General features: G+C 46.3%; 12 protein-coding genes. 6 read left to right on the top strand and 6 right to left on the bottom strand.

Features of this window, described 5'->3' with window-relative positions; translation table 11 throughout:
• Positions 1-161: 161 nt before the first annotated feature.
• The 6 genes from AC3E9V_RS13995 (at position 162) to AC3E9V_RS13970 (ending at position 8,765) form a co-directional block, all read left to right on the top strand.
• Entirely contained in the window at positions 162-3,533 is a 3,372-nt protein-coding gene (locus AC3E9V_RS13995) for a glycoside hydrolase family 2 TIM barrel-domain containing protein (protein ID WP_488748749.1), read from the top strand.
• Entirely contained in the window at positions 3,530-4,264 is a 735-nt protein-coding gene (locus tag AC3E9V_RS13990; protein ID WP_488748748.1) for an SDR family NAD(P)-dependent oxidoreductase, read from the top strand. Before AC3E9V_RS13995 ends, AC3E9V_RS13990 begins: the two co-directional genes overlap by 4 nt.
• 41 nt (positions 4,265-4,305) lie before the next feature.
• A complete protein-coding gene (locus AC3E9V_RS13985) occupies positions 4,306-5,253 on the top strand; it encodes a dihydrodipicolinate synthase family protein (protein WP_488748747.1) in 948 nt (315 codons plus the stop codon).
• 120 nt (positions 5,254-5,373) lie between these two features.
• Complete coding sequence (locus AC3E9V_RS13980) at positions 5,374-6,864, top strand: sodium:solute symporter family protein (protein ID WP_488748746.1); 1,491 nt, start codon at positions 5,374-5,376, stop codon at positions 6,862-6,864.
• Positions 6,865-6,885: 21 nt separating this feature from the next.
• Positions 6,886-7,875 carry a hypothetical protein gene (locus AC3E9V_RS13975; RefSeq protein WP_488748745.1) on the top strand — a complete coding sequence of 330 codons (990 nt, stop codon included), beginning with the start codon at positions 6,886-6,888 and terminating at the stop codon, positions 7,873-7,875.
• Positions 7,876-7,886: 11 nt separating this feature from the next.
• Entirely contained in the window at positions 7,887-8,765 is an 879-nt protein-coding gene (locus tag AC3E9V_RS13970) for a hypothetical protein (RefSeq protein WP_488748744.1), read from the top strand.
• A gap of 279 nt (positions 8,766-9,044) precedes the next feature.
• On the opposite strand, the gene AC3E9V_RS13965 is transcribed toward AC3E9V_RS13970, so the two are convergent.
• The 6 genes from AC3E9V_RS13965 to AC3E9V_RS13940 all read right to left on the bottom strand — a co-directional run bounded on the left by AC3E9V_RS13965 (position 9,045) and on the right by AC3E9V_RS13940 (position 18,163).
• A complete protein-coding gene (locus AC3E9V_RS13965; protein WP_488748743.1) occupies positions 9,045-10,433 on the bottom strand; it encodes an aminopeptidase P family protein in 1,389 nt (462 codons plus the stop codon).
• 3 nt (positions 10,434-10,436) lie between these two features.
• Positions 10,437-12,650 (bottom strand): S9 family peptidase, encoded by a 2,214-nt coding sequence (locus AC3E9V_RS13960; protein ID WP_488748742.1) that lies wholly within the window; start codon positions 12,648-12,650, stop codon positions 10,437-10,439.
• A gap of 131 nt (positions 12,651-12,781) precedes the next feature.
• On the bottom strand, positions 12,782-14,035 hold the full coding sequence (locus AC3E9V_RS13955; RefSeq protein ID WP_488748741.1) for an NAD(P)/FAD-dependent oxidoreductase: 1,254 nt from the start codon (positions 14,033-14,035) through the stop codon (positions 12,782-12,784).
• Positions 14,036-14,445: 410 nt separating this feature from the next.
• On the bottom strand, positions 14,446-15,447 hold the full coding sequence (locus AC3E9V_RS13950) for a 4-hydroxyproline epimerase (RefSeq protein WP_488748740.1): 1,002 nt from the start codon (positions 15,445-15,447) through the stop codon (positions 14,446-14,448).
• A gap of 16 nt (positions 15,448-15,463) precedes the next feature.
• A complete protein-coding gene (lhpI, locus tag AC3E9V_RS13945; protein WP_488748739.1) occupies positions 15,464-16,423 on the bottom strand; it encodes a bifunctional Delta(1)-pyrroline-2-carboxylate/Delta(1)-piperideine-2-carboxylate reductase in 960 nt (319 codons plus the stop codon).
• Positions 16,424-16,582: 159 nt separating this feature from the next.
• Positions 16,583-18,163, bottom strand: coding sequence for an aldehyde dehydrogenase (NADP(+)) (locus AC3E9V_RS13940; protein ID WP_488748738.1), 1,581 nt, complete (start codon positions 18,161-18,163; stop codon positions 16,583-16,585).
• Positions 18,164-18,165: the final 2 nt, after the last annotated feature.

The following is an 18,165-nucleotide window of genomic DNA, read 5'->3' as shown; positions in this document are numbered from 1 at the left end:
TTTGGGGTTACCTTCAGGAAGACAAAACTGTCATTATCGATAGACAATCCCCAATCCCCAATCCCAAAATCTGCAATCTCTCAATCCCCAACCAGACACTACCGGATAGCTACTTAAAAGTAAAGCCTCATTTTTGAGATGGTATAAATCTGATGACCCAAATGGCTGTCTCAACTTCGATCGAGTTTAAAAAACCTGAAACTTCCTGTCCAAATCCACAATCCCAAATCTCAAAATCCCCAATTCAGCTTCCATTGCTCAGGATCACACAGTTTCTGATTCTCCTGTTGCCTGCTATTTCTACCACATTCGCCCAAACCGTAACAGGTGAGCCAGCAGGTATTCCACCAACGCTAAAAATATTTGAATTCAATCCCTGGGAAGACCCGCTGATTACCTCGCTCAATCGTGATCCGGCCAGGGCTACGGCCTATTCGTTTTCAAGTATTGAAAAAGCCCTGGAAGGGGACCGGGAAAAATCGGATCGGTATATTTCGCTGAATGGAGCGTGGGATTTTCACTATGCCGTAAACCTTAAAGAAGCGCCACAAGATTTTATGAACAGCAGGGTGAATGGTTGGGATCAAATAGAAGTCCCTTCCAACTGGGAACTGAAGGGCTATGATATTCCAATCTATGCCAGTGCGGTTTACCCGTTCCGGCCGGTTAATCCGCCTTATGTACCAAAAGATTATAACGGCGCTGGTTCGTATCAGCGCACATTTACGGTGCCCAGGGATTGGGATGGCATGAATATCACCCTTCATTTCGGTGGAGTGAGTTCTGCTTTTAAAGTATGGGTAAACGGACAGTTTTTGGGTTATGGAGAGGATAGCTGTTTGCCATCTGAATTTAACGTGACACCCTATTTGAAAGGTGGTGAGAACATCGTCTCGGTGCAGGTCCTGCGCTGGAGTGACGGGGCCTATCTGGAGGACCAGGATCATTGGCGGATGAGCGGCATTCAGCGGGAAGTCATGCTCCTGGCTGAGCCGAAACTGCGAATTGCGGATTTTCACTATCAAACGAAGCTTGATAAAGAGTATGAAGATGCCATTTTTAGTTTGAGACCCAGACTGGACAATTTTACCGGGGATACGGTTCGTGAAGACATAGTATTCAAAGCACAACTCTTTGATACTGAGGGTAAAAAGGTATTCGAGGAACCACTCTCCATAAAAGCTGCCGATATCATTAATGAATCTTATCCGCGACTGGACAATGTAAAGTTTGGCTTGCTTGAAGACTCGGTAGAAAACCCGCATAAATGGAGCGATGAAATGCCTTATCTGTACACTTTGGTAATGTCTTTAGAGGATACGCTCGGTCATGTAAGGGAGGCGAAAAGTTGCAAAGTGGGTTTCCGAAGTATTGAATTTGCAAAGGACAACAGCAAGTTGTTGATCAATGGAAAACAAACCTACCTCTATGGTATTAACCGGCATGATCATGACCCTGTAAAAGGTAAAGCGCTTTCCCGGGCAGATATTGAAGCGGATGTGCAGATGCTCAAGCAATTTAATTTCAACCTGATCCGCACAAGTCACTACCCGAATGATCCTTATTTCTACGAGTTGTGTGATCAGTATGGGATCTTCGTGATGGATGAAGCCAACCTGGAAACACACGGCCTGGGAGGTAAGCTTAGTAATGATCCGCAATGGACGAATGCTTTTATAGAGCGGGTTCAGCGAATGGTCTTACGTGATAAAAACCACCCGAGTATTATCTCCTGGAGTCTTGGTAATGAAGCAGGCAGAGGCCCCAATCATGCTGCCATGGCCGAGTGGGTACATGATTTTGATGTTACCCGGTTTGTACATTATGAACCGGCACAAGGCAATCACCGGGTGGAAGGCTACATTCCTCCGGGACATCCTGATTACCCCAAAGACCATAGTCACAGACTACAGGTTCCGGTGGATCAGTATTATGTGGATGTGGTGAGTCGCTTTTATCCGGGCCTTTTTACTGTAGATCTGCTGGCCAATCAACCAGGTGATAACCGGCCCATCCTGTTTGTGGAATATGCGCACAGCATGGGCAACTCTACAGGAAATATGAAAGAGTTTTGGGATGAATTTAGAACCACCAAACGCATCCTCGGTGGATGTATCTGGGATTTCAAAGATCAGGGGCTGCTCAAGCAGGATTCATCAGGGAATGATTTTTTAGCTTACGGAGGTGATTTTGGTGAAAAAAGACATCATGGCAATTTTTGCCTGAATGGCATTGTATCATCTGACGGCAGGCCAAAAGCTGCCATGTACGAGTGCAAGCGCGTTTATCAGCCAATTGAAACCAGGTATTTGGGTGATGGAAAATTTCAGGTAGAAAACCGGCATGCACACCTCAATAGTAATGTTTATGATGTGAAGCTGCATTTTCTGAGAGACGGAAAGGTATTTTCTGAAAAGTCTCTACCTCACGCTTCGATCGCTTCTGGTGACACGGTAATCATGGATTGGTCGGAACATTTTCCAAAAATGAGCGGGGACCATGAATACCTCGGACAGGTTGTATGGACCCTGGCGGAATCAACACCCTGGGCTGAGGTTGGTCATGATGTTGCCTCGAATGGTTTTTCGTTGACTGGTTTGCGCGCTTCTGAAGTAAAAGTCTCAATAGGAGCGGTTGAAACGTTTGAAAATGACAGTGTTTTTATTGTTGAAGAAGAGGATTTTAAAATCACTTTTAGCACAAAAAATGGAGCTCTCAGTTCCTACATAAAGAAAGGTGAAGAGCAGGTTTTTGCTCCGCTGTTGCCTCACTTTACGAGACCACTCACTGATAATGACCGAAAGGGATGGAAACCTCAAAAGCTGCTGAAACCCTGGTATGAGTCCGAACCAGGGCTGGAGAAAATTGAAGTGGGGAAATCCGATGAAAGTGCACATGTTTCCAGCGCTTATTCAATGATCAATGGAGCTGCCACTGTGAAAGTAGATTACAAGATCTACCCAAATGGTATTATAAAAGTAAGCTATCACCTTTCCGCCAGTGACACTTTGCCAAACATTCCCAGGGTAGGCATGCAAATGGGCATAAAAGATCGACTGGACCAACTCACCTGGTATGGACGGGGACCTTTGGAAAACTATGTGGACCGGCGGTATGGTTTTGATGCAGCAATATATTCCGGGAGCCTGGATGTGGTGAATGAGCCTTACCCAATGCCACAAGAACATGGTAATCTGACGGATGTACGTTGGCTATTTGCGCATGATAAGCAGAAATCAGGATTATTGGTTGTGGCGGATAGCTTGCTGAGCATGAGTGTTTGGCTCTATACTGAAGCAGACATCAATGAAGCAAGACATATTTATGAATTACAGAATCCGGGATATAATGTACTTAATATTGATCTGATTCAAATGGGAGTGGGGGGAAATGATAGCTGGTCTCCCGTGGCTGCCCCGTTGGAAAAATATCAAATCCCCGCAAGAGATTATTACTATGCATTTTACCTGGTTCCAGTTGAAGAGCAGGTGAGAGATGTTCAGAAAGCCATCCAAAAATATTTTGAGGAATGAAGGTAGCGATTGTGACAGGCGGAGGGTCCGGAATTGGTTTAGCCATTGCTTCCAGGTTTGTAAATGGAGGGTATCATACGGTCATTGTTGGTAGAAATGAAGAAAGACTTAAATCTGCCGTTTCAGAGCTTGACAGGAATGCTTCGTATGAAGTATGTGATCTCTCTTTGTTAGAGGCTATCCCTGCCTTCGTCCAAAAGGTTTATGAAGGATACGGGAGAATTGATGTGCTTGTCAATAATGCAGGTATCAATATGAAGAAGCCTCTGCTGGAGGTTACAGATGCAGATTTTTCAAGCGTCATCACCACCAATTTACTGAGTGTGTTTGCGCTTACCCGTGAGGTGGCCAGGGTCATGGTTGGTCAGCAATCCGGGAACATTATCAACATCAGCTCAATGGCGGCCCGGTATGGGATACCAAAGATCATTGCTTATACGGCTTCAAAAACTGCGGTTGAAGGGATGACACGCGCCATGGCTACAGAGCTGGCCCCGCAGGGCATCCGTGTTAATTGTATTGCTCCGGGCTATATCACCACGGAAATGACGGATAAAGCGCTCAATAGTGATCCTGAGAGAAAAAGTAAAGCCTTGGGAAGGACACCCATGGGGAGAATGGGACTGCCATCTGAGGTTGGAGACACTGCATTGTACCTGGCGTCAGATGCTGCAAGCTATATTACCGGAACGGTTATTCCCGTAGACGGGGGAAACTCAATTGGGTTTTGAATGAATAAAGGAGCCGGAAGGGCTACAACCATAATAAAAAAATGAGCGAAAGTTATTTCAATACATACAAAGGGGTGATCGTACCATTGGTTACACCTCTGAAAGATACGGACACATTGGACGTAGAGGGGCTGGAGCGGCTTGTGGAGCATGTACTTACTGCCAGGATCTCCGGTATCTTCATTTTGGGAACGACAGGTGAATTTTCTCACCTCAGTATAAAGCTGAGAGAGGAGTTGATAGATCGTGTATGCAGGTTGGTGAATGGACGTACCAAAGTCCTGGTGGGAATAGCAGATACATCCATTACCGAAAGTGTAAACCTGGCTAATAAAGCTACAGCTGCCGGAGCCAGCGCAGTAGTGGTAACACCACCATATTATTTCAGCACTTCACAGGCAGAGCTGACCTATTATTTCAACGCACTGGCTCAGCGGCTGTCTTTGCCATTGTTTTTATACAATATGCCTGTCCACACCAAAACAGTTATAGAACCAGCTACGGTCAAGGCTGTAGCTGAGGCCAATGAAAATGTGATCGGCCTGAAGGACAGCTCGGCAAATATGAATTACTTCCGTTCGGTACAGTTTCATATGAAAGGGCAGGATTTTCCATTGTTTTGCGGACCTGAGGAAATTACCGCTGATGCTGTCTTGCTGGGAGGAGCCGGGGGTGTAAACGGAGGAGCCAACATGTTTCCACAGCTTTATATAAAACAGTACGAAGCAAGTGCAAAAAGAGACTTTGAAAAGCTTGAGCTGTATAGAAATAAGGTGCTGGAAATCAGCTCATTGATCTATTCAATCGGAAAGTACGGTTCATCCACCTATCTGCAAGGGTTGAAATGCGCTTTGTCTGTTCTGGGCCTGTGTGAGGATTATCTTCCGGAACCATTTCAGCGATTTGACCCGGAACAGCGAAAATTGATTGAAGAAAACATTGAAAAGCTGGATATGAAGTCCTTTGAAAGACAGTATTTAGCTGATTAAGACTAATTTATCTCCTGCAGATGGCGCTGATTTTCGCGGACTCATTTTCTGCGCTGATCTGTGGCATCTGCGGGCGATTTAACCCCAATCCAAAATCTAGAAATCCACAATCCTTTAAAAATGAAGCTAAGCATCATTGATTTATCCGTTTTCCTTGTCTACATGCTTGCCATTGTAGCTTTTGGAAGTAGCTTCTATTTCCGAAGTAAAGACAGCAACTCATTCACTTCCGGCGGGGGTAAGGTGCCCTCCTGGGTTGTGGGTATGTCCATTTTTGCCACGTTTGTCAGCAGCATAAGTTTTTTGGCCATTCCTGGCAAAGCCTACCTATCTGACTGGAACGCATTTGTCTTCAGTTTATCCATTCCAATAGCTTCAATCATGGCAGTGAAGTTCTTTATACCCCTATACAGGAGTATAAATAGTATTTCCGCCTATACCTATCTGGAACAAAGATTTGGTTTATGGGCGAGCAGGTATGCATCCATTTGCTACATGCTCACACAACTCATGCGTACAGGCTCCATTCTTTACCTGCTGGTTTTACCGCTCAACCTCATGTTTGGGTGGAGCATCCCAACAACTATCGTTATTACGGGTCTGACTGTGGTTGCATATTCCATGCTAGGTGGAATTCAGGCTGTTGTATGGACGGACGCTATTCAGGGAATTATTCTGATCGGCGGGGCACTTACCTGTGCGATGCTTTTGCTGTTTAATATGCCGGCAGGTCCTGATCAACTATTTGCCATTGCATCTGCCAAACAAAAGTTCAGTCTTGGTTCTTTTGACCTGGGGGTTTCCGAATCCACTTTTTGGGTGATGCTGATATACGGTATTTTTATCAATCTCCAGAATTATGGGATCGATCAGAATTACGTGCAGCGCTACATGACTGCAAGGACTGATCGTGAAGCTAAAAGTTCGGCTCTTTTTGGTTCATTGCTTTATGTGCCTGTATCCCTCGTCTTTTTCTTCATCGGTACGGCTCTTTTTAGCTTTTATCAGGCTCAGCCGGACTTGATTCCGGATGGTTTGGAAGCTGATAAGGTTTTTCCTCATTTCATTGTAAACCAGATTCCTGTGGGGGTCACGGGGCTTTTAATAGCTGCCATTTTTGCTGCAGGAATGAGCACTGTTTCCACAAGTGTCAATAGTACAGCCACAATTATTTTGACTGATTACTATAAGCGAAAATTTCCGGGATCATCAGAAAAGACCAATATGCGGGTGCTTCGTCTCTCTTCCTTGATCTTTGGGTTATTAGGTATTTGTGTAGCACTGGCAATGATCGATGTAAAAAGCGCTCTGGATGCATGGTGGTCACTTGCCTCCATATTCAGCGGAGGCATGCTGGGGCTGTTTTTGCTGGGGTATTTTGCAAAGCGGGCTACACGATTTAGTGCTATGGTGGGTGTAGCTGTGGGGATATTGATCATCCTGTGGATGAGCCTTTCTTCCATGATCTTTACAGATGGTTTCATGGAATATCTCCATAATCCTTTTCATCTGAACCTGACCATTGTGATAGGTACGACCGTCATCTTTTTGGTTGGCTTTCTTCTGGCCAGTGGGATACCGCAGGATGGTGAAAAAAATGCTCAGGGCTAACTTGGAAGAAATTCGAAAGTTATGAAAAGACCATTAGCATGTATTATCCTGTTATTATGTGTAACATTTTCATATGCGCAGGAAACCTTTGAGTTTATCGGATCAGAAGTAGAGCCTCAACCGGAGGGGTTTTATATCGGGGGCATAGAGTTTGATTTCAACGAAGATGGAACTGCTGAGACTGAAAGTGGGTGTCCGTCAGTAGATGTGGACCCGGAAGACTATGAAAGAAGAGATCCACATAATGTGACCTACGATGCGCACAATGAAACCGGAACCCATCAGGGCTTTTCTTATAAAAATGTAATGATCCTGCCCGATTGTGATCATAAATATATTGATGATGAAGAGCAGATCGATCCGTTGGTCAGTCATGGGTTTGTGCAGCTAAGGCCGCTCATTGATACCTCCGATGTAGATATCGCGCAGAGTTACATCACCAGCCCTTATGTACGTAACTTGCAGTCGATAACCATTGAAACATCAGCTGATATCAGTATTCAGCCGGATAACAGATACATTCCTTACATCATCGAATATTCACTGGACAGTGGTGAGACCTTTGTTCAGGATTACTACATACTTGACCTTGTAGATGTAAGAGGGGGAACACGAAAAACATACGATGAGAGTGAGCCTAATTTTGAGCAGATGATGGCTGATTCCAAAGATAAGAATGTTCTGTTGCGCTTTACAGGTAACTATGACAACCCTGATCTGGATGCCTATAAAGGGCAATACGTAAATATCCATAAAATTTCTATCGTGGCAGATTCTGCTAAAGCGGAAGAACCTGAGGACAAGGTAATATTAAGCTCTAAAAACGTTCCGGAAGGGTCGTCAATTGGAATTACCAATGGGTCTGTATACGTGGAAAAAGGATCATTATCTGTTTTTACTTTGTCAGGTCAACTTGTAGGAAAAGGCCGGTCTGTTCCATTAAGAAAAGGCCAACTCTATCTGGTTAAAACTACTCTGGGTGAAACCAGAAAAGTATTCATAAGCCACTAATTGATGAGTGTGTGATCAAAAACTGCAATGACAGGACAGGAAACAAACCCTACTTAAGGTTTGATCTCAACTACTGGAACACAGCTGACTTGCCTGAGTTTTCTGCGGGGCCTGTAAGGGGTGATGATCCGGATAAACATAAAGCTATTAAAGAAGCCGGCTTTACCGGAGTGCAAGACGGAGATCCGGAGTTTTGCGAAAAAGCAGGACTTAGCCTCACCGGTCAGTTTCGAGTGAATGAAGTAGGTGATCTGGATGAAAAAATCAAGGAATGGACGTCCGGACCTTATGATTGTGCAACAGTCCATGTGGGCTGGGGAATGGAATCCGAACGGAAAGTAGATGCTTTGATTGGGTATGTGATAGGGCTTTCGGAAAAGCATGATCTCCCCATTTACGTGGAAACGCATCGATCCACTGTCACTCAGGATATCTGGCGAACGGTTGAGATTATTAAGCGATTTCCGGAGATACGATTTAACGGGGATTTTTCACACTGGTACACAGGTCTGGAAATGGTAAATGGGGGTTTTGAGAAAAAGCTTGATTTTATTCAGCCTGTGTTTGAAAGGGTAAGGTTTATTCATGGCCGGATCGGCAATCCCGGATGTATCCAGGTAGATATAGGGGAAGACACTGATATTCCTTACGTGCGGCATTTCAAAGAAATGTGGACACGGTCTTTTATGGGATTTTTAGCCACTGCTCAACCTGGTGATTACTTTATATTTACACCCGAGCTGCTCTCATCGGAGTACTATTATGCTCAGCTTGTCCAAAGTAACGGGAGCTGGGTAGAGGCAGGAGATCGATGGACCCAGGCTTTGCTTTATTGCGATATCGCCCGAACATGTTGGAAGGAAGCAGAAAAAGCTGTTTTAAACGTTTGATGGTTCAGGACACACCGTTTTTACTGGTCTTTGCGTCTCGACACCTCCGTGAAATCATTCAGTACCACACAAAAATCACTGCGGACCATCAAAAAATCATTCACAACCGGGTAAAAATCATTGCCGACCATGTAAAAATGACTTCCCACCATGTAAAAATGGCTCACGACCATGTAAAAATGACTGCCGACCAGTCAGTTATCATTCACTGTTGCTCCAAAGGTTCGAAGGGCTCTCAGGGGGGTCCCTTTGGAACAAATGCGCGCTAGCACTGAGCAATCATTTTGACCGGATTGTTTCTATCTCAGCTATCGTTTTGGCCACAGGCTGGCCCAGGAGTTTTGGTCCGTTTTCGGTGATCACAAAGTCCTCTTCGACACGTATCCCACCGAAATTCCTGAATTTTTCCAGGGCGGAATAGTTGATGAATTCAGCGTGTTTATTCTGAGATTTCCACAGATCGATGAGCTCAGGGATGATGTAGATACCCGGCTCTACTGTGAGGACATAGCCTGGCTCCAGAGCCCGACCCAGACGAAGAGACTTCAGGCCAAACTCTCCGGATTTTTTCAGCGCTGGAGTGTAGCCTACATTTTCTTCTCCAAAGTTTTCCATGTCGTGAACGTCCAGCCCCATGAGGTGACCCAGACCGCATTGGAAAAACATGGTATGTGCACCCTGACTTACTGCTTCCTCCGTGTCTCCTTTCGTTAGCCCGACCGCTTTTAATCCTTCAAAAAGCTTTTTGCAGGCCAGTAAGTGTATTTCCTTATAAAGCACTCCCGGTTTTAAAGCTGCAACCGCGCTATTATGAGCGTTCAGCACGATCTCGTACAGCTCAGCTTGCTGCGGAGTAAACTTTTCGCCCACAGGAAATGTACGGGTCATGTCCCCACTATACCCCATACTCGTTTCAGCGCCCGCATCACAGAGTACCATATCACCTTCCTTGATGGTATTTCCATGATAGTGATTGTGAAGCGTCTGGCCGTCTTTAGTCAGGATGACCGGAAAAGCCAGCTGACCTCCGTACTGGGTAGTAGCTCCGTATACTTTGCTGAGAACCTCATATTCTTTCATGCCTGGCCTGGTTGCGGTCATGGCTGCCAGGTGCATTTTGCCGGTGATCTCTACGGCTCTTTCAATCTCCGCTACCTCTTCTTCTGATTTGATATTGCGCTGGGCTGCAATAGCATGGATAAGCTCTAAGGATATGTTTTGAGAGATCTCCTCCTGATCCCACCCGGTAAGGGTTTTGAGTTTTGCCGTATGCTCAGCACGATAAGGTGGAAGCAGGTGGATTTTTCGGCCCGCATTGATGGCTGACTGTAGTTTAGACTGGAGCTTGTCAAAGGGAGCGGAGCTACTTAAGCCAGATCGCTCAGCCAGTTCATGAATGGACGTTTGGCCACCTGTCCAGATGATCTCGTCTATCGATGCGTCATTGCCAAACAATATTTCCTCACCACTTTCACAATCGATTACTGCGCAAAGTCCGGGGCGTGATATCCCAAAATAATACAGGAAGGTACTGTCCTGCCGGAATGGGTACCAATTGTCCGCGAAATTGATGCTGCTTTCTTCGTTGCCCGGAAAGAGGATGAGTCCTTTGTCCAGTTTGTTTTTAAGCGTTTTGCGTCTCTGTGTGTAGGTTTCTTTTGAAAACATAGCTCACAAGTTTCTTTTGATAAAATCAAACATGGTTTCATAAAGGTGCCTGGAGGTATTGTGGCCTTCATAGATCCCATGGGACCTGTTGGGGTAGGCCATAAAGGAAAATAGCTTATTGTGCCTGATAAGCTCATTGATCAGTAGCTCAGCGTTTTGATAATGGACATTGTCATCACCAGTTCCATGGACCAGCAGGAGCTTTCCTTCCAGGTTTTGAGCAAAGTTGACTGGCGAGCTTTCATAGTACTCAGCCTCTTTTTCTGAAGGCAGGCCGCAGTACCGCTCCTGGTAGATGTTGTCGTAGAGATGAATGTCCGTAACGGGGGCGACACTGACACCCGCTTTGTAGATTTCCGGGTACCTGAATAAGGCATTGAGGGTCATGGAACCACCACCGCTCCATCCCCAGATGCCGATGCGGTCAGCATCTGTAAATGGAAAGCGTTCAATGATCTTTTCAGTGACTGCCGCCTGATCTGCCGAGGAGATTACGCCCAGTTTGGTGTAGATGCTTTTTCTCCAGGATCGACCCTTTGGTGCTGGAGTGCCCCGGTTGTCAATACTCATTACGACATAGCCATTTTGGGCCAGCATCTGGTGGTAGAGGTAGCGTGTCCCGCCCCAGCTGTCCACCACTGTCTGGCCCCAGGGTTCACCATAAACATAAAAAAGGACCGGATACTTTTTTTGAGGATCAAAGTTTGGAGGTTTGATGATAAAACAGTCAAAAGAGAGGTTTTCATTTGTTTCAATGGAGAAAAACTCCATTGGGTTTATATCCAGCTTGTCCAGTTTTTCTTTCAGGTCCTGGTTGTCTTCCAGCACTTTTATGACCTTGTGATCAGGTAGTGAGATCAATTCTTCTACCGGAGGAGTACCTGCTTTGGACCAGGTGTGAAATGCCCACTTTCCATTGGGGCTTATATCATAGCTATGGGTGCCCGGCTCATCTGCAGGCGTCAGGCGTTTAGCTTTTTCCGGTTTATTAAGGGGATTTCGGTAGAGGTATCGCTGCGTGGCATTAGTGGGGGAAGCCAGGTAATATACCCAGCCGTTTTTGGTATCGATCAGCTCTACATTGATCACATCAAAATGGCCGGGTGTGAGGAGTCTCTCCCTTTGACCATCCCTGCTGATTTCGTACACATTTTTCCATCCGTTTTTCTCGCTCACCCAGGTAAATGCTTGCCCGTCTTTGAAAAACTTCAGGTCGTCCACCACATCCAGCCAGGCTTCATCTGTATCAGTATAGATGTTTTCTGTTTCACCTGTTTGCGCATTGCACAGCATGACTTTGTTGGTGTTTTGATGCCTGTTTAGCTGCTGGATGATCAGTTCCCGGGAGTTGTCCGCCCACTCCATTCTGGGGATGTAGTGATTGCGGTTGTCTCCGGGCACATCCATCCATTTTGTTTTTTTCGTTTGCAGGTTTAATACACCGACTTTACAGGCGGAGTTGGTGGTCCCTACTTTCGGGTATTGGATAGGGATGGTGTATGGATAGATGGAATCCGTGTTGTTGATCATCAGGAAATCCCGAATCCCTTGAGCGTCTAATTGCCAGAAAGCAATTTGTCTGCTGTCCGGGCTCCAGCGAAAGCCGTCTCTGCAGCCAAACTCTTCCTCATACGCCCAGTCAAAGGTGCCATTGATGATCTTATCCGTACCATCAAAAGTCAGTTGCGTCATTTGCCCGGTTTCCAGTGATTCCACATAGAGGTTGTTTTGGCTTACGTAAGCTATATTTTTATCATCGGGAGAAAACTTCGCAAACATTAAAGAGGATTTCGGGAGCGTTTTCCCCAGCTGTCTGAGGCTTCCTGATTTTAAGTCTTTTACCCAGTAATCCCCTCGGGAATTGACGCGCCAGACTCTTTTTGAGTTGGTGTAAATGAGGAGTTTGGTTTTGTCATGTGACCACTCGTAATTGTGGATAGGAAGAGGTGATTCGGCTCCAGCCGGAATCAAAGCAGATGGAGCCAGTAAGACCTCACGGTTTCCTGAGGAGGTTTTGTACTTTATAATAGCCGTACCCTCTCTATTTCTTTCAAGAGTAGTAAAGCCTTCGCCCTGGTCGATCCAGCGTTTTTGTCCCGAATGGCTGGTCCTGTATTCCTGATCCGTAATGATCTTTTCCAGAGTGAGTTGACTCTCCTGAGCGAACAGGGAAATATTGAGTAAAAGGACAGTTAATGTCAGGGTGTAGAATTTCATGTGTATATAATTTAGCTTTTAGCCCTTAGCTTTTTGCGAGAGGGACTTTGATGTTTTTATTCTCTAAATTCTTTTGTCTTATGTCTTTCATCTTTTTTGCCTATTGCGTTTTGCTTACTGCCTATTGACTATTATTCATATCGGTCTACTTTTAGCAATGACAGGTCTATGTCTTGAGACGCCCCTGATATAAATCGGGCAACAATCTCTCCTGAAACCGGACCAAGAGTCACACCCAGCATGGCGTGGCCTGCGGCGATGGTCAGATTGGAATATCTGTCTGGTTTTCCCAGATAGGGGAGCCCGTCCGGAGAGCAGGGTCTGAAACCTGCCCACGGTTTAATATTATCAAAATCTGACAGTTTAAACTGAGGTAAGAAACTCATTACGGTTTCAATGATCCCTTCGATCCGCTTGTTATTAATTTTTGGGTTGTCTCCGTCTATTTCCATTGTTCCTGAAAAGCGCAATCCATCCACAAGGGGGGACATGGATACTTTGCCATCAGCAAGGATAGCCGGGGTTTGCGGGGTAACAACGGGGGAGGAGATCGTGAAGCTGTATCCTTTTCCTCCCTGCATCGGTAATTTAAGCCCGAGTGGTTTGAGAAAAGTGCTGGTGCCGCTCCCGGCTGTTACTACATATTCGTCGGCCTGGAAAAAGTCCTTCGGGGATTCGATACCAATAATTCGACCATTTACAGCTTTGATTTTTGTGGCTTTGGTATTGAAATGGATATCCACACCTTTGTCCATCAGCGATTGCTGGAAACTTTTGATAAAAACATGCGGCGAAACCATCGTGTCATTCGGATAGTATACCGCGCCGACCATGTTTACTTCCAGGCCGGGATTGAGCTTTTCGGCCTCACTGGCAGAAAGTATTTCCACCTCCTGTCCAAAAGAGCGGGCTATTTCGGCCGTTTCCATTTCGTGAGAAAGCTCTTTTTGACTTTTACAGATCATGAGCAGTCCCGATTTGGTATACCCAACATCAAGGTTTCCTTCTGATATGATCTCCTCTGCCAGCGCCTGGCTTCTGGTGGTCAGGGCATGTAAGATCGGTGCAGCTTTTTCCACCCTCGCTTTTGTAGCAGCTTTCCTAAACTTCAGTCCCCAGGAGATCAGGTCTCTGTTGAGCCTGGGTCTCACATAGAACGGACTTTTCTCATCAAGCATCCACTTGAGTCCCTGAGTGATAATACCGGGGGAAGCTAGCGGCACCACGTGGCTGGGGCAAAAGAAACCGGCATTTCCCACAGAACAGTTTTGGGTGCCGTCCCCGGCGTCCAGGATAGTGACCTGATAGCCTTTTTTGCTGAGAAACCAGGCACTGCTTAACCCGACAATACCTGCTCCAATGATTAAAACCTTTTTTTCTGACATGAGTAGTGTTTAATTGCGTTTTACCATAGCCATTTTTTCTCTCCCGCAGATCTCGCTGATCCTCGCTGAACGTTCTGATTATAAAAATCTAAATCTGCGTCAATCTGCGTAATCAGCGGGAAATTAATTTCATAGCAGAAAACGTATCTACACAGAGGGATTTCTCGTTCTTTTCTTTGGACTTGAAAGGGGCATGTTTCCTTTGAAAGGTAGGTAGCAAGAAAGTCGTCCGACGATTCTTTCTGTGACGATATAGTCGTCGGATGACTCTTACCACTTCCATTAAGGATTCCTGGTAAAATGAGCGAGGCGACCAAAGTGGTCGTCCTCTCTGTTTTCTTTGTGTTCTCTTCCCTAAGGGACCCCTTTGGGGGTGGTTTTAAAGTCTTAGACATGATTGTGGGTTCATTTTAAATGACCTGAAATCCGTGTGCATAAGGATCTTCATCATCAATGATGATCGTATTAAACCCCGTGACCCGGGCCCAGCCCTGTATGCTGGGAACAATAGCTTTCCTGGAACCGAGATCAGTCTCCTCTTCAACTCGGCCTGTGAACTGAGAGCCAATGTAGCTTTCATGAATAAATGCCTCCCCAACACCCAGCTTGCCTTTGGCAAACCACTGGGCCATTCTGGCTGAGGTGCCTGTGCCGCATGGCGATCTGTCTATGGCCTTGTTTCCATAGAAAACTGCGTTTCTTGCTGTTGCTTTTGGGTCGATGGTTTTCCCGGACCATAAAATGTGGGAAACACCATTGATCGTAGGGTTCTCAGGGTGTTCGAAATGATAGACCTGATTGATCCGTTCGCGGATTAACTGGCTCCATCTGATGAGGTCTGCAGCCGTATGATTATGGATGCCTGAAAAGTGCTTTTGCTCATCGATAATGGCATAAAAATTCCCTCCGTAAGCCACGTCAAACACCAGCTCACCCAGTTCAGGGCATTCAACCATCATTCCCGAATCAGCCAGATAGGATTTCACATTAGTCAGCCTGACCCAGTCTACTTTTTTGCCTGTTTGCTGGTAGTCCACCAGGACCAGGCCTGCCGGAGTTTCCAGCCGGAGCTTTCCGGGAGTTTTGGGGATGATGAGATCCTGCTCGATGGCGATCGTCACAGTGCCGATGGTGCCATGTCCGCACATGGGCAGGCAGCCGCTCGTTTCTATAAACAACACCCCCGTATCGTTATCAGGGTCAACAGGAGGGTAGAGGATGCTGCCGGACATCATATCATGCCCCCGCGGCTCAAACATCAAACCCTTTCTGATCCAGTCGTATTCTCTGAGAAAATGTTGCCTTCGTTCACTCATCGAAGCACCTTCAAGCTCAGGGCCACCTGTTTTCACAACCCGTACCGGGTTGCCGCAGGTATGTGCATCTATGCACGAAAATGTAGTTATAGCCATTCTAAAACAGTAATAATCAATCTATTGAAGCCCTGGTTTGAATGCTTTCGTAAACCAATGAAGCTGCTGCCAGGTCTTCCAGCGCATGACCCACCGACTTGAAGCAGGTCACTTCTTCCGGGTGCTTTCGGCCTTTTTTACTTCCCTGACAAAGGGAAAACAGATCGGACCGGAGGTCATCCATGGTAATCGTTCCTTCCTTCAGGGGAATTACCAGGTCTCCCGTTTCCGTACTCGCACCTTCATAAGTATCCACATGGATTGAAACGTTGGAAATAAACTCATCGTCCACCTCTCTCATATCTGGTTTGTACGCTCCAACCAGATCGTAATGCTGGCCAGGCCTCAAATGCCTTCCTAAGATAAGCGGAGTAGGGCTTAATGTTGCGCAGGATACCAGGTCAACCTGCGAAATGATGTCTTCAATTTTCTGAACAGGTTCTACCTGAAAGCTACCCCCTGAAAAGGACTCTGCAATGCTTTTGGCTTTCTCAAAATTTCGTCCCCAGACATACACCTGTTTAATAGGTCTGATGGTTGCGTGTGCTTTGATCAGTTCCGTACTTAAAGCACCGGTACCGATCATCAGCATCGAAGCGCTATCGGGATTGGATAATAAGCTTGAGGCTAAAGCCGAAGCTGCAGCGGTTCTTTTGGTGGTGAGTAGTTTGGCATCCATCTGGGCTTTGAGCGTGCCGGTTTGCACATCAAAAAGCAGATAGGTACCCTGAATGGTCGGCAGGTTGTGTTTACTGTTGTTTGGAGAAACATTGACCACTTTTACGCCCAGGTTTTCTCCGTCATCCCAGGCCGGCATCAGCAGCAAGGTTGATTCCGGACCTTCTTTTGGGTTGGGGTATTGATGGTGGTGACGTTTTGGGAAATTATACGTTCGGGTAAAAGCCCTATGAAGCCCCGGGATCAGGGCTTCATACGATAAGGCAGTTGCCAATTCATCATTTGTTGGGTGTACCATTCAATAGACTCTTAGTTCACTTATCATGTGTTCAAGGTTGCTGAAACAAGCGGTTTGCCGCCCAAACTTGATCATACCCGGTTGGTGTTTCTCAATGTTTTGGATTGAGCATCATGCTCATTTCATGAGACATTGGTTTTTTTTGGTTATTCGGGCAGCTCATTTTATGGGTTCGTTTGAAACCTTGCCGTTCACCTTCCTCCAGATGTTGAGGGGGTTTTCGTCTTTCAGCTCATCGGGAAGTATTTCTACAGGTGCATCCTGATAGCTTACCGGTCTGACAAATCGCTTTATAGCGTCAGTTCCTACCGAAGTAAACCTTCCGTCTGTTGATGCAGGGAATGGTCCGCCATGCTGCATACTGTGGCAGACTTCCACACCCGTAGGCACGCCATTGAAGATCAGCCGACCACAGTTTTGAGTTGCCTGTCTTATAGTATTCTGAAAGTCAGCTACATCCTTGTCCGTTGCCATAAACGTATTGGTCAGCTGTCCCGGAAGCCGTTTAGTGATTTCCAGCAGCTCGTCCTGGTCTTCACATTCCACCAATAGGGAAAACGGACCGAAAACCTCTTCTGAAAGCTGTGGATTTTTCATAAAGTCCTTTCCTGGTACCGTTGCTACCAGGGGAGCTCCCTGATTTTCTCCAGCTTCTTTAATTTCTCCGAGAGGTTTTACTCCACCTTGCTCCAGCTTATGCTGCAGATTCTTTTGATAGGCAGATGCTATGCCGGGGTTAAGCATGGTTCCCGGCTGGATTTCTGCTATGGCTTTGGCCAGTGATTCAGAAAAGCGATCGAGGCTTTTTGATTTGATCCCGATCAATAACCCCGGATTGGTGCAAAACTGACCAATACCCAGTGTGACGGATCCCGCATAGGTTTTGGCAAGGGCCTCGCTTTCGTTGCTTAGCTTTTCAGGGAGCAGGTAAACCGGATTGATGCTTCCCATTTCTGCAAATACCGGGATAGGGTCTTCTCTTTTGGTGGCAATTCCATGTAGCGCCATGCCTCCCTTAAATGAGCCTGTGAAAGCTACAGATCTTGTCAATGGATGTCTGACCAGTTCCTGACCGATTTCATACCCTGCTCCAGTCAGACTGCTGAATACACCATCAGGCATTCCGGTCTTTTCAGCTGCTTTGGCAATGGCATCAGCTACCAGTTCATTGGTACCCAAATGCGATTCATGTGCTTTTACGATAACCGGATTACCGGCAGCCAATGCTGAGGCAGTATCCCCGCCCGCTGTAGAAAAGGCTAGCGGGAAATTACTTGCGGTGAATACTACTACAGGTCCTACCGGTACCAGTAGCTTCCTGATGTCTGCTTTTGGGATGGGTTCCCGATCCGGAATGGCCGTATCAATGCTGGCATCCACCCAGGAGCCTTCTCTGAGCAGAGATGCAAAAAGTTTCAGCTGATTGACCGTACGTCCCCTTTCACCCTGTATACGGGCAGGAGGGAGGGCAGACTCAGCTACCGCGCGATCTATCAGGTCATCCCCAAGATTCATTATTTCTTCTCCGATAGCCTCCAGAAACTCTGCTTTTCTTTCCCCGCTAAGCTTGCTATAGGACCTGAATGCTTCCGTTGCTTTGCTGAGCGCCTGCTCCACTTCTCTCGGGCTCACCGTTTGAAATGCTCCCGGTAGGGCTTCCTGTTTTACGGGATCGTAAGCATTTAATACGGTTCCAGTAGTTTCTATCAGACTATATCCTATTCTGTTTTTTCCGTGCATAA

The organism is Marinoscillum sp. HNIBRBA16962, assembly GCF_057801515.1.
Note: the sequence above shows the minus strand (reverse complement) of the source record. Positions and strands in the feature narration are given on the sequence as shown.

Coding starts and splice junctions, on each gene's coding strand:
- AC3E9V_RS13995 (WP_488748749.1), top strand. CDS start 162: ATGGCTGTCTCAACTTCGATCGAGTTTAAAAAACCTGAAACTTCCTGT.
- AC3E9V_RS13990 (WP_488748748.1), top strand. CDS start 3,530: ATGAAGGTAGCGATTGTGACAGGCGGAGGGTCCGGAATTGGTTTAGCC.
- AC3E9V_RS13985 (WP_488748747.1), top strand. CDS start 4,306: ATGAGCGAAAGTTATTTCAATACATACAAAGGGGTGATCGTACCATTG.
- AC3E9V_RS13980 (WP_488748746.1), top strand. CDS start 5,374: ATGAAGCTAAGCATCATTGATTTATCCGTTTTCCTTGTCTACATGCTT.
- AC3E9V_RS13975 (WP_488748745.1), top strand. CDS start 6,886: ATGAAAAGACCATTAGCATGTATTATCCTGTTATTATGTGTAACATTT.
- AC3E9V_RS13965 (WP_488748743.1), bottom strand. CDS start 10,433: ATGTTTTCAAAAGAAACCTACACACAGAGACGCAAAACGCTTAAAAAC.
- AC3E9V_RS13960 (WP_488748742.1), bottom strand. CDS start 12,650: ATGAAATTCTACACCCTGACATTAACTGTCCTTTTACTCAATATTTCC.
- AC3E9V_RS13955 (WP_488748741.1), bottom strand. CDS start 14,035: ATGTCAGAAAAAAAGGTTTTAATCATTGGAGCAGGTATTGTCGGGTTA.
- AC3E9V_RS13950 (WP_488748740.1), bottom strand. CDS start 15,447: ATGGCTATAACTACATTTTCGTGCATAGATGCACATACCTGCGGCAAC.
- lhpI (WP_488748739.1), bottom strand. CDS start 16,423: ATGGTACACCCAACAAATGATGAATTGGCAACTGCCTTATCGTATGAA.
- AC3E9V_RS13940 (WP_488748738.1), bottom strand. CDS start 18,163: ATGCACGGAAAAAACAGAATAGGATATAGTCTGATAGAAACTACTGGA.